General features: G+C 59.0%; 8 protein-coding genes. 1 reads left to right on the top strand and 7 read right to left on the bottom strand.

Going from position 1 to position 12,369, the window contains the following annotated elements:
* Positions 1-5 precede the first annotated feature (5 nt).
* The 6 genes from DCO47_RS13650 to DCO47_RS13625 form a co-directional block, all read right to left on the bottom strand.
* Positions 6-1,016 carry an ABC transporter permease subunit gene (locus tag DCO47_RS13650; protein WP_016771720.1) on the bottom strand — a complete coding sequence of 337 codons (1,011 nt, stop codon included), beginning with the start codon at positions 1,014-1,016 and terminating at the stop codon, positions 6-8.
* 73 nt (positions 1,017-1,089) lie between these two features.
* On the bottom strand, positions 1,090-2,685 hold the full coding sequence (locus DCO47_RS13645) for an ABC transporter substrate-binding protein (RefSeq protein WP_042608793.1): 1,596 nt from the start codon (positions 2,683-2,685) through the stop codon (positions 1,090-1,092).
* 76 nt (positions 2,686-2,761) lie between these two features.
* Positions 2,762-4,177 (bottom strand): OprD family porin, encoded by a 1,416-nt coding sequence (locus DCO47_RS13640; RefSeq protein ID WP_042608792.1) that lies wholly within the window; start codon positions 4,175-4,177, stop codon positions 2,762-2,764.
* A 176-nt stretch (positions 4,178-4,353) separates the two neighbouring features.
* On the bottom strand, positions 4,354-5,952 hold the full coding sequence (locus tag DCO47_RS13635) for an ABC transporter substrate-binding protein (RefSeq protein ID WP_116658268.1): 1,599 nt from the start codon (positions 5,950-5,952) through the stop codon (positions 4,354-4,356).
* Positions 5,953-6,253: 301 nt separating this feature from the next.
* Positions 6,254-7,879, bottom strand: a complete 1,626-nt coding sequence (locus DCO47_RS13630; RefSeq protein WP_042608790.1) for an ABC transporter substrate-binding protein — start codon at positions 7,877-7,879, stop codon at positions 6,254-6,256.
* Between the two features lie 260 nt (positions 7,880-8,139).
* Positions 8,140-9,741, bottom strand: coding sequence for an ABC transporter substrate-binding protein (locus DCO47_RS13625; RefSeq protein WP_116658267.1), 1,602 nt, complete (start codon positions 9,739-9,741; stop codon positions 8,140-8,142).
* 1,181 nt (positions 9,742-10,922) lie between these two features.
* On the opposite strand from DCO47_RS13625, the gene DCO47_RS13620 reads away from it, so the two are divergent.
* Positions 10,923-11,285, top strand: coding sequence for a DUF6124 family protein (locus DCO47_RS13620; RefSeq protein ID WP_116658266.1), 363 nt, complete (start codon positions 10,923-10,925; stop codon positions 11,283-11,285).
* 175 nt (positions 11,286-11,460) lie between these two features.
* On the opposite strand, the gene DCO47_RS13615 is transcribed toward DCO47_RS13620, so the two are convergent.
* Positions 11,461-12,177 carry an SIMPL domain-containing protein gene (locus DCO47_RS13615; RefSeq protein WP_116658265.1) on the bottom strand — a complete coding sequence of 239 codons (717 nt, stop codon included), beginning with the start codon at positions 12,175-12,177 and terminating at the stop codon, positions 11,461-11,463.
* Between the last annotated feature and the right edge of the window lie 192 nt (positions 12,178-12,369).

The raw sequence follows: 12,369 nt of genomic DNA, 5'->3' as shown, positions 1-12,369 counted from the left end.
TGACCTCAGCGCTGATGACGGATGCGTGGGTTGGCAAAGCCGTAGAGGATATCCACCACGAAGTTGACCAGAATCACCAGGCAGGCGATTAACAGGATGCCGTTTTGCACCACCGGATAGTCCCGGGCGCCGATGGCTTCGATCAGCCATTTGCCGATGCCGGGCCAGGAGAAAATGGTTTCGGTCAGGACCGCACCGGCCAGCAACGTGCCGACTTGCAGGCCGACCACGGTCAGCACCGGAATCAGTGCGTTGCGCAGACCATGCACGAACACCACGCGCGACGGCGACAGGCCTTTGGCCTTGGCGGTGCGGATGTAGTCTTCGCGCAGCACTTCGAGCATCGACGAACGGGTCATCCGCGCGATCACCGCCAGCGGAATGGTGCCGAGTACGATGGCTGGCAGGATCAGGTGATGCAGGGCGTCGAAGAACGCGCCGACGTCATCGGCCAGCAGCGTGTCGATCAGCATGAAGCCGGTTTTCGGCTCGATGTCATACAGCAGGTCGATGCGCCCCGAAACCGGGGTCCAGCCCAGGCTCACCGAGAAGAACATGATCAGGATCAGGCCCCACCAGAAGATCGGCATCGAGTAGCCCGCGAGGGAGATGCCCATCACCCCGTGGTCGAACAGCGATCCTCGTTTGAGTGCCGCGATCACCCCGGCCAAGAGCCCGAGGATGCCAGCGAACAGCAGGGCGGCCATGGACAGTTCCAGGGTCGCCGGGAAAAGAGAGGTGAACTCGGTCCACACACTTTCACGGGTACGCAACGACTCACCGAGATCGCCCTGGGCCAGTTTGCCGATGTAGTCCAGATACTGGGCATACAGCGGCTTGTTCAGCCCCAGGCGTTCCATTGCCTGAGCGTGCATTTCGGGGTCGACCCGACGTTCGCCCATCATCACTTCCACGGGGTCGCCCGGAATCATGCGAATCAACGCGAAAGTCAGCAAGGTGATGCCGAAAAACGTGGGGATCAACAACCCCAGTCGGCGGGCAATAAAACTAAACATCTTGTGTGGTACCTCATCAGCCGGTTAGGCGTGTCCGGCGTCCCTCAGGTCAGGGACGCCGGGCGTTTCTTATCTACTTCACCTGGGTGGTGGCGAAGTTATTAGTGGTGAGAGGGCTGATGTGGTAGCCCTCTACATTTTTGCGCATTGCAGTGAACATCCGAGTATGGGCCATGCTGATCCATGGCTGGTCCTGATTAAACAGCACTTGAGCCTGTTCGTAGAGCGCGGCGCGTTCGGCCGGATCTACTTTAGCCCGTGCTTCATCCAGCAGTGCCTGGAATTTTTCGTTGCACCAGCGTGCGTAGTTTTCGCCGTTCTTGGCGGCCTCGCAACTGAGCATAGGCGTCAGGAAGTTATCCGGGTCGCCGTTGTCGCCCGCCCATCCGGCCGAAACCATGTCGTGCTCGCCGGCCTTGGCGCGCTTGAGCATCTCGCCCCATTCCATGACGCGGATGTCGATCTTGATCCCGACTTTCGCCAGGTCAGCCTGCATCATTTGTGCGCCGAGCATCGGATTGGGGTTGGTCGGACCGCCGCCGTTACGGGTGAACAGGGTAAACGTGGTGCCTTCCGGAACCCCGGCTTCCTTGAGCAGCTTGCGCGCTGCATCGAGGTCGCGTGGCGGGTTCTTCAGGTCATGGTTGTAACCGAGCAGGGTCGGCGGGTACGGGTTGACCGCCACCGAGGCGTTGCCCTTGCCGAACAGCGCGTTGACGTAGGCTTCCTTGTCGAACGCGATGTCGATGGCTTTGCGTACACGCACATCGCTCATGTACTTGTGCTGAGTGTTCATCGCGACGTACGAAACGGTCATCGCGTCGAGCTCGTCGACTTTCAGGTTGCTGTCTTTCTTGATGCTCGGGATGTCATCCGGTTTCGGATACAGGGCGACCTGACATTCGTTGGCCTTGAGCTTCTGCAGACGCACGTTGTTGTCGGTGGCGATCGCCAGGATCAACGCGTCGGCCGGTGGCTTGCCACGGAAATAATCCGGGTTGGCCTTGAAGCGTACCTGGGCATCCTTGGCGTAGCGCTGGAAGATGAACGGGCCGGTGCCGATCGGCTTGTTGTTGAGGTCGCCGGCCTTGTTGGCCTTGAGCAACTGGTCGGCGTATTCGGCCGGGTAGATCGATGAGAACGCCATGGCGAGGTCGGCGAGGAACGGCGCTTCGCGGCGGGTCAGGGTGAACTTGACCGTGTTGTCGTCGATTTTCTCGACGCTTTTCAGCAGTTCCTTGAAGCCCATGCTCTCAAAGTACGGGAAGCCCACGCTCGACAGTTTGTGCCACGGGTGATTCGGGTCCAGCTGGCGCTGGAAGCTCCAGACCACGTCGTCGGCATTCATGTCACGGGTCGGCTTGAAATATTCGGTGGTGTGAAACTTGACGCCTTTGCGCAGGTGGAACGTGTAGCTCAGGCCGTCTTCACTGATGTCCCAGGACTCGGCAAGTGCCGGGATCACTTCAGTGGTGCCGGGCTTGAAATCGGCGAGCCGGTTGAAGATGGTTTCGGCCACAGCGTCCGCCGTGACTGCAGTTGTGTACTGGACCATATCGAAGCCTTCCGGGCTGGCTTCGGTGCAGACCACCAAGGGTTTGGCCGAGGCGCCGACAGCGACACTCAGCAACGCAGCCGCGATGGCCGCACGTAGGGGAAGCATTTTCATCGATAACCCTCTGCAATCGGTTGAAGACAGAAAACCGAACGGCCGACTCATCATGAGTCAGCCGCCGGTTGCGTTTTTACAGAATGTTGAACGGGATGGTGGTCACGAGACGGAACTCGTTGATGCTGCCGTCAGCCTGGTTTTCGCTGGCACGGTGCGCGGTGTAGGTGCCGCGAATCGTCGTGGCTTTGAGCGGGCCGCTTTGTACTGCATAGGCTGCACCGACGCCGTATTCATAGTGGTGTTCGCCGTCCATCGCCTGCACGCCATCGTAGCCGCCACCCTTGTAGTGAGTGCCGTCGATGCCCCAGCCGCGTGCCTGGTAGATGTTGAATTTCAGGCCAGGCACGCCGTATTCGGCCATGTTGATGCCGTAGGAAACCTGGAAGGACTTCTCGTTCGGGCCGTTGAAGTCCGAGAGCAGGGAGTTGGCCAGGTAGATACCGTTGGTTTCGTGCAGGTAGTCGAAGTACTCGTTACCGTTCACTTCCTGATAGGAGAAGGTCACGGTGTGCGCCTGATGCGTCAGGCCGAACGACAGCGAGTAGGTGTCGTTATCGATGTCACCGAGCAGTTTTTTGCCTTCGTCGACGGTCTTGTAGTAGTTCAGGCCGGTGGTCAGGCTCAGCACCGAGCTGTCGCCCAGCACGTGGGTGGCGCCGAAGTAGTACTGGTTCCACAGGTCTTCGGCCTGGGTGCCCCACAGGCTGGTGGTCAGGCTGGCGAACGGCTGGTACGAAATACCGGCGGTGTTGACGTGATCGGCTTCGGCGTTGATGTCACCGTATTCCGAGCGGAATTTGCTCAGGCTTTCTTCGGTACGTGGCGAAACGCGGTCGAAGGTGGCGACGTCGAACGCCAGGTTGTTCAGCTCTTCGCTGTGGATCGCGATACCTTCGAAGCTCGATGGCAGCGGACGGTTACCGATCACATCGACTTGCGGGCTGCTGAAGTTCATGCGGCCGGCGGTCAGGGTGGTGTTGGAGATGCGCGCCTTGACGTTGGCCAGGCCCAGCTTGCTCCACTGACCTACCGCGTCACCGCCTTCACGGGTCAGGGTACGGTTGTTGCCCGCGCCTGGGCGGGTGCCCGGCGCGCCGCCGTTGTTCGCGGCGAGGTTCTCGCGGTCGCGCTCAAGGGCGATTGCGTTGTAGGCAGCCACTTCGGTGCTGAAGCCGACAGTACCTTCGGTGAAGCCCGAGTTGTACTTGATGATCGTGCCTTGCACCCAGTTGATCCGGCGATCGGTTTCGGTCGACTGGCCGTTCTTGCGGTAAGCGAACTTGCCGCCACGCTTGAGTTGTTCGTTGGCGTACCAGTTACGGGTCGAACCGCTGATCGATTGCCCTTCGAGGAAGCCGGTGGCTTCGGCCTGGGCGCTCTTCTCGTTGACGGTAACCGGGGTAAATGCCTGGCTCTGGGTTTCCGCATAAGCCGTGGCGGTGATGCTGCTGATGGCCAAGGCCAGTATCGCGGTGCTGCTCAGTTTCATGGGTGAAGCTCCTTTACTTTCTTTTTATCCCGGCTTTTTTTGGTATGCCGGTTATTGGTTTAGAACTCGTTCACACATCGCAAACGTTTGCAAAAGGCCGGATTGGCGAATTTCGGCAAAGCGCTTGCGTGAGGGGAGTAGACGGCTCCCCTCAGCATTGCGGCTAATCGGTTGGTTTAATCGATACTGACACCCGAGAACACATTGCGGCCGAACGGGCTGACTTTGAACCCTTCGACCCTGGTGCTTAACGGCTGGTTGACCGTCGAGTGGGCGACAGGCGTGATCGGCACTTGCTGTTTAAGCAATTGCTGGGCCTGTTTATAAAGCTCGGTGCGCTGGTCACGATCGGTGACGACTTTGGCCTGTTTGATCAGCTTGTCGTACGCCGGATCGCACCACATGGAGTAGTTGTTGCCGCCGATCGCGTCGCAGCTGTACAGCGTGCCCAGCCAGTTGTCCGGATCCCCATTGTCACCGGTCCAGCCGATCAGGCTGATGTCATGCTCGCCGTTCTTGGTGCGCTTGATGTACTCGCCCCATTCGTAGCTGACGATCTTCACTTTCAGACCGATCTTGGCCCAGTCGGACTGGAGCATTTCGGCCATCAGTTTGGCGTTCGGGTTGTACGGGCGCTGCACCGGCATCGCCCACAGGGTGATCTCGGTGCCTTCTTTCACACCGGCAGCCTTGAGCAGTTCTTTGGCTTTTTCCGGGTTGTAGGCGGCGTCTTTGATGGTGTCGTCGTAGGACCACTGGGTAGGCGGCATGGCGTTGACGGCCAGTTGGCCGGCGCCCTGATAAACAGCGTTGAGAATCCCCTGTTTATTCACCGCCATGTCCAGCGCCTGGCGCACTTCCAGTTGATCGAACGGCTTGTGGCGCACGTTGTAGGCGATGTAGCCAAGGTTGAAGCCAGGCTTGGTAATCAGTTGCAGCTTCGGATCGGTTTTCAGCGCTTCAACGTCGGCAGGGCGCGGGTGCAGGGTGATCTGGCACTCGTTGGCCTTGAGTTTCTGCACGCGGACCGAGGCGTCGGTGTTGATCGCGAAAATCAGGTTCTTCAGTTTGACCCGGCTCGGATCCCAGTACTGCGGGTTGCCGGTGTAGCGGATGTTCGAGTCTTTCTGGTAGCTCTTGAACACGAACGGCCCGGTGCCGATCGGCTTCTGGTTGATGTCGCTCGGCTTGCCGTCGGCCAGCAACTTGTCGGCGTATTCGGCGGACAGAATCGAGGCGAAACTCATGGCGATGTTCTGGATGAACGCGGCGTCGACGCTGTTGAGCGTGAACTCCACGGTCAGCGGCCCGGTCTTTTCGACCTTGGCGATGTTCTTGTTCAGGCTCATCCCGTTGAAGTACGGAAACTCGGTGGGGTAGGCCTTACGGAACGGCTGTTGCGCGTCGAGCATGCGATTGAACGTGAACAACACGTCGTCGGCGTTGAAATCGCGGCTCGGCTTGAAGGAAGGGGTTGTATGAAATTTCACGCCTTCACGCAGGTGAAAGGTGTATTTCAGGCCATCTTCGGAAATGTCCCATTGGGTCGCCAGACCCGGTACGACGTTGGTCGCGCCCTTTTCGAACTCGACCAGACGGTTGTACAGCGGCTCGGCGGCGTCGTTGTCGGTGGCCGTCGTGTATTGCGCGGTATCGAAACCCGCCGGACTGCCTTCCGAGCAAAACACCAGGCTGTCGCTGGCGGCGTAGCTTGCAGACGTGGCGGCCAACAGGCCGGCGCCCAACAGTGCGGAAAAAACCAAGGTATGGCGCATGACGCTCCCTCTTTTTTAGTGTTGTGCAATGCGCCTCAGTCCCGATCCCGGGACTTTTTGGCCGCATTGAGCTCAATCCAATACGTACGGCAAAACCGGTGGCCCACGCAGACACTGGTCAGTACGCGACGGTAGGCACCGTGCTGCTGGCAGTAAATACGTAATTGCCTTAATGCTCGTAGGAAAAGTCGACGCGCCTATACCGAAGCAATCATCTGCGGCGGATTTGGGTGTAGGCCTTTTCCTTTTTTCCCGGTAGATAAAGCAACGGCGACGTCAGAAACGCCGCCGCTGCAATGTCTTACTTGCTGACGCTGACGCCGTAGAAGGAATTCAGGCCAAATGGGCTGATCTTGAAATCCTGCACGTTGGCGCGCATGGGTTGATACACCGTCGAGTGAGCGATAGGTGTCATTGGGACTGCATCTTTAAGGACGTGTTGCGCCTGTTTGTACAGCTCGGTGCGCTTGCCCTGGTCGGTGGTACGTTTGGCTTCTTTCACCAGGCCGTCGAACTTCTTGTCGCACCACTTGGAGAAGTTGTTGCCGCTCAGCGAGTCGCAGCCAAACAGCACGTTGAGCCAGTTGTCCGGATCACCATTGTCACCGCTCCAGCCAATGATCATGGCCTGGTTCTCGCCACCTTTGGAACGCTTGATGTACTCGCCCCATTCGTAGCTGGTGATCTTCACTTTCAAGCCGATCTTGGCCCAGTCGGACTGGAGCATCTCAGCCATCAGTTTGGCGTTCGGGTTGTACGGACGCTGAACCGGCATCGCCCACAGAACGATTTCGGTACCTTCCTTGACGCCGGCTTCCTTGAGCAGCTGCTTGGCTTTCTCAGGATCGTACTTGGTGTCTTTGATGGTGGTGTCGTAGGACCACTGGGTCGGCGGCATGGCGTTGACGGCCAGCTGGCCAGCGCCCTGGTAAACCGAATCGATGATCTGCGGCTTGTTCACGGCCATGTCCAGCGCCTGGCGCACGCGCAGGTCAGCCAGCGGGTTGGCCTCGTTGCTGCCCTTGACCTTGTCCATCACGTTGTAGGCGATGTAGCCCAGGTTGAAGCCGGCCTGATCCGGCATCTTCAGCGACTTGTCTTCTTTCAGCGCTTTCAGATCGGCCGGACGCGGGAACAGGGTGACCTGGCACTCGTTCTTTTTCAGCTTCTGGATACGCACCGACGGGTCGGTGGTGATGGCGAAGATCAGGTTGTCGATCTTCACGTCTTCAGGCTTCCAGTAATCCTTGTTGCCGGTGTAACGGATGTTCGAGTCTTTCTGGTAGCTCTTGAACACGAACGGGCCAGTGCCGATCGGCTTCTGGTTGATGTCGGCGGCTTTGCCATCCTTGAGCAGTTGGGCGGCATATTCGGCGGACTGTACCGAAGCGAAGCTCATGGCCAGGTTCTGGATGAACGCGGCGTCGACTTCTTTCAGCGTGAACTTGACGGTGTGGTCGTCGACTTTGTCGATCTTGGTGATGTTGGTGTCCATCCCCATGTCGGTGAAGTACGGGAATTCGGTCGGGTACGCCTTACGGAACGGGTCGTCCTTGTTGATCATGCGGTTGAACGTAAACAGCACGTCGTCGGCGTTGAATTCACGGGTCGGCTTGAAATACGGGGTGGTGTGGAACTTGACGCCTTCGCGCAGGTGGAAGGTGTAAGTCAGGCCATCGTCGGAAATGTCCCACTTGGTCGCCAGACCAGGAATCACGGCGGTGCCGCCGCGCTCGAACTGGGTCAGGCGGTTGAACATGGTTTCGGCTGAGGCGTCGAAGTCGGTTCCGGTGGTGTACTGGCCTGGATCAAAACCGGCCGGGCTCCCTTCGGAGCAGAACACCAGGTTAGTCGCAGCGGTGGCGAAAGGTGCGGAGGCTAACAAGCCTGCGCCGACTAGAAACGGAATGACCGCGTGTTTAAGCATGTTGGCCTCATGATTTGTTGTCATTTTTTAGTAGTGAGGTACGACCTCGTGAGTCGTGCCTGCGGATACTTATGCAGGGCCCATACCCAATGCAAGATCCAGAGCGGTCGGCGGCGTTAAACGGTGGCACGTACGTACCTTAATGTCGCATCCGTGTAACTTTTGACGCATTTGACCGTTTGCGGGTGGTTTTTAAGGTGCAAACCGAGCCCCAAAACGGTGCGGCAGTCATCTTCTGCGCGCCGCCTTGGGGCTGGGTGTTACTTATTTATACCCACGCCATAAAAAGGGGTTAGACCGAAAGGACTGATACGGAAGTCAGTGACCTCTTTGCGCAACGGCTGGAAGACCGTGGAGTTGGCGATCGGCGTGATCGGCACCTGCTGTTTAAGGATCAGTTGCGCCTGTTGATACAGTTCTACCCGTTGCGCTTTATCCGTGGCCACTTTGGCCTGCTGCACCAGTTTGTCGTAGGCGGGATCGCACCATTTCGCATAGTTGCTGCCTTTGACGGCCGCGCAGCTGTAAAGCACGCCGAGCCAATTGTCCGGGTCGCCGTTGTCGCCGGTCCAGCCGTAGATCATGGCGTCATGTTCGCCATTCTTGGCGCGCTTGATGTACTCGCCCCATTCATAGCTGACGATGTTGGCCTTGATGCCGATCCTGTCCCAGTCCTGTTGGATCATCTGCGCCGACATCCGCGCATTCGGGTTCGAGGCGCGCTGCACTGTCATCGCCCACAGGTTGATGGTTGTACCGGGTGCAACCCCGGCTTCCTTGAGTAGCGCCTTGGCTTTTACCGGGTCGTAAGGCGCGTCTTTTATGTTCGGATCGAACGACCATTGCGCGGGTGGCAAAGCGTTCTGCGCCAGCTGGCCGGCGCCCTGGTAAACCGCCTTGATGATCGCCGGTTTGTCGATCGCCATGTCCAGCGCCTGACGCACCTTGAGCTGATCAAGCGGCGGGTGGGTGGTGTTGTAGGCGAGGAAGCCAAGGTTGAATCCGGCCTGTTTGAGCACGCGCAGGTTCGGGTCTTTTCCCATCACCTCGATATCGGCCGGGCGCGGGTAACCGCTGACCTGGCATTCACCGGCCCTGAGCTTCTGCAGGCGCACGGCGGCATCAGGTGTGATCGAGAAAATCAGGTTGTCGATTTTCACGTCTTCGGGTTTCCAGTAGGCCTTGTTCGCGGCGTAGCGGATCTGTGAATCCTTCTGATAGCGCTTGAACACGAACGGACCGGTGCCGACCGGTTTCTGGTTGAGGTCGGCGGCTTTGCCGTCCTTCAACAGTTGTGCGGCGTATTCGGCCGATTGTACCGAGGCGAAGCTCATGGCGAGGTTCTGTACGAAGGCTGCATCAACGTTGTTGAGGTTGAAGCGCACGGTGTGGTCGTCGAGTTTTTCCACGGATTGGATCGTGGTGTTCAGGCCCATGTCGGTGAAGTAGGGGGATTCGGCGGGGTAGGCCTTGCGGAAAGCGTTGTCCGGGTCGAGCAGGCGCTGGAAGGTGAACAGGACGTCGTCGGCATTGAAGTCGCGGGTCGGGGTGAAGTAGTCGGTGGTGTGGAATTTCACCCTTTCGCGCAGGTGGAAGGTGTAGTGCAGGCCGTCGCTGGAGACGTCCCATTTGGTCGCCAGGCCAGGCTCGATGTCGGTGCCGCCGCGCTGGAATTGGGTGAGGCGGTTGAAGACGGTTTCGGCGGAGGCGTCGAAGTCGGTGCCACTGGTGTATTGGCTCGGGTCGAAGCCGGCGGGGCTGGCTTCGGAGCAGTAGACGAGGGTTGTGGCGGCGTTGGCGATCGGTGCGGTGGCGGCAAGGGCCAGGGAGATCAAGAGCGGTTTGAGGGTGGATCTTGGCATGGAGTCCCCGGGGAATTGGTGGTGGTGGATTGAGATTAGCGGGGATTCGGGGGCGTCCGGAAATATCGTTTTTCTCGTGGGAGTGTCTATCTCGGTATATGTGGCTGTGTTTTGGGTGCATATCCGTTGCTGCGGTAACGGCTGCTTAGGGTTTCGCCCTTACGGCGACTTACTTTTTTACAAGCGCCAAAAAAAGTAAGCAAAAAACGCTAGCTCCTACGTTCGTCCCACTCGCTGGGGCTCGGGGTTCCTTCGCTCCGGGATCGATCCGGGCGCAGCGGCTCCGGTTTGCTTCGCTGCACCTCCTTCCGCTGTGTCTGGCTGCGCCAGACGGTCGCTGCGCTCCCACCCCCGGATCAATCCCTCCGCTTAGCCTTCCGACGTCGCCCGTGGATCAAGATCAAGAGCAGGCGAGCTGACACTCGGCCTATTGAGTGGTGAAAAGCGTGGGGGGCCGGCTTTTGATTTGTGTTGTTGCTGCCCCTCACCCCAGCCCTCTCCCGAGGGAGAGGGGGCCGATTTGGGTGGTGTTCAAAACCTGCATTCGACTCGGTACCTCACGTCGGCGTAGCTCTCGCAATCACCTCGGTCAGTCCCCTCTCCCTCCGGGAGAGGGTTAGGGTGAGGGGCTTTTGATCTTCTGCATATTTGCATTCAGCTCGGTACCACGTCGGCGCAGGTCTGCCAAACACCTCGGTCAGTCCCCTCTTCCTCCGGGAGAGGGCTAGGGTGAGGGGCTTTTGATCTTCTGCATATTTGCATTCAGCTCGGTATTCCACGTCGGCGCAGGTCTGCCAAACACCTCGGTCAGTCCCCTTTCCTCTGGGAGAGGGTTAGGGTGAGGGTTTGCTTTTGGCTGTTTAAATCCGCTGCCAAATAACCCGAACCTTCCCACAAGGTTTTCAGGTTGTCCGTCGGACGTCTGCTCTCTAGTCTGGGGCGTCGCTGGTTGTTCAGCGATCGGGTGTGAGAACCCGACATTCATAGTCATTCAGTGCCCAGATCCGCATAATTGCCGCCAGCAAGTCTGCTGCCTGCAAAGTGCGTTATGGCGGCTCTGTGCGGGCGGACGTATGTCCGGCCGGGTGCCTATGACCGGTTTTCTCACCCCGCACAAAGCTGCCACCTCTTCGCCGTGTGAGAAACGGCATCGAGATGGCTCAACCTCATAGGTGAAGCGTATGACCAAGCCAGTCCCCGACCCACCCGAAGAAACCCCAACCCCCCTCGAAGCCGCGCTGCGCGCCGACGATCTCGCAAAAAACCGCGAAGCCATCAAGCGTGCCCTCGATTTCTATCTCTGCCCGGCACCCAGCAAACCCCATCCACCCAGCACGATGTTTCTGATCCAGCCCGACATCGACACCGAAAGCCTGCTGGCCCACGCCTGTGAATCCCTCGCGTCAGCCAACACGCTGGCCAGCGATTTCGCCGATCAGCTCGGCCGTCCGCAGCGCAACACGGCGCTGGCGATTCAGCAGATCATCATGCTGGCGGAGCTGGCGGTGAATCGGGCGCTGGATCGGGTTGATCCGCATACCTGATCGGATACCGCGTGATCGTTCATCGCGAGCAGGCTCACTCCTACAGGGGAATGCATTCCAAATTGTGAGAGCGAGCCTGCTCGCGAAGGCGGTGGAACATTCACCACAAATCCCGGGCATAAAAAAACCGCCGATCATTCACCGATCGGCGGTCCTTCATTGAGCTAAGCTCAAATCACTGCATCAACACTTCAATCGAGCCATCAGCGGTCATGCTGACCTGGCTGGTGCCGGCTTCAACTTCCGGGGTCACCGGCGCGGAATCCATGGCCGCTGCTTTCATCATCATCGGCGCACGCAGGTACGGTTGTGGGTAACCGTTGCTGTTGAGGTTCAGGTTGACGATTTTGTAGCCCTTGCCACCCAGGGCGTCGGTGGCCAGTTGCGCGCGGTTCTTGAAGGCGGTGACGGCTTCTTTGAGCAATTGGTCTTCACTGGCCTTGCGGGTCGGGTCGGCGATGGCGAAGTCCATGCCGCCCATTTTCAGGTCGGTCAGCAGTTCGCCGGTGAGTTTGGACAGGGCGGCGAAGTCGGTGCTTTCCAGGCGCAGTTCGGCGCGTTCGCGCCAGCCGGTGATTTTCTGGCCCTTGGTGTCGTAGATCGGGTAGCTGTTGCGGCTGCCGGTGCGCAGGGTGATGTCTTTGACCTGTTTGGCCTGGGCGGTGGCCTTGTTCATGGTGGTGCTGATGGCGGTGGCGAGTTTGGCCGGGTCGGTGTTCTGCTCTTCGGTGTAGAGCGTCACGATCATCTGGTCGCGGGCGACTTCCTGGCTGACTTCGGCGCGCAGGGAAATCTGGTTGTAGTGCAGCTCATCGGCGGCCAGCGCCGGAAGGCTGGCGACGCTGCCGACTGTCAGGGCGAGGAGGGCGGCGCTGCGGCGAAATGTGTGCATGAAGGCTCCTTGAATGAGGCGCAGGTGTTGGGTCTCGGCCTGCGTGAACCATCAGACTCTAACTTCTATGATCCGGTTCGCCCAGTTACAACTTCGATACAGATCGGCCTGGTGGGGCGGCAGTGCCTTTGTGGCGAGGGAGCTTGCTCCCGCTCGGCTGCGCAGCAGTCGTAAAATCAGCAGCAGCGCTGT

It is taken from the genome of Pseudomonas sp. NDM (genome assembly GCF_003105095.1).
In the GTDB taxonomy this organism is placed as follows: Bacteria; Pseudomonadota; Gammaproteobacteria; order Pseudomonadales; family Pseudomonadaceae; genus Aquipseudomonas; species Aquipseudomonas moraviensis_A.
This window is presented reverse-complemented; position numbering and strand designations above follow the sequence as displayed.

Excerpts from the sequence above, each read along its gene's own strand:
- DCO47_RS13620 (WP_116658266.1), top strand. The coding sequence starts at position 10,923 with ATGACCAAGCCAGTCCCCGACCCACCCGAAGAAACCCCAACCCCCCTC.
- DCO47_RS13645 (WP_042608793.1), bottom strand. The coding sequence starts at position 2,685 with ATGAAAATGCTTCCCCTACGTGCGGCCATCGCGGCTGCGTTGCTGAGT.
- DCO47_RS13625 (WP_116658267.1), bottom strand. The coding sequence starts at position 9,741 with ATGCCAAGATCCACCCTCAAACCGCTCTTGATCTCCCTGGCCCTTGCC.
- DCO47_RS13650 (WP_016771720.1), bottom strand. The coding sequence starts at position 1,016 with ATGTTTAGTTTTATTGCCCGCCGACTGGGGTTGTTGATCCCCACGTTT.
- DCO47_RS13615 (WP_116658265.1), bottom strand. The coding sequence starts at position 12,177 with ATGCACACATTTCGCCGCAGCGCCGCCCTCCTCGCCCTGACAGTCGGC.
- DCO47_RS13640 (WP_042608792.1), bottom strand. The coding sequence starts at position 4,177 with ATGAAACTGAGCAGCACCGCGATACTGGCCTTGGCCATCAGCAGCATC.
- DCO47_RS13630 (WP_042608790.1), bottom strand. The coding sequence starts at position 7,879 with ATGCTTAAACACGCGGTCATTCCGTTTCTAGTCGGCGCAGGCTTGTTA.
- DCO47_RS13635 (WP_116658268.1), bottom strand. The coding sequence starts at position 5,952 with ATGCGCCATACCTTGGTTTTTTCCGCACTGTTGGGCGCCGGCCTGTTG.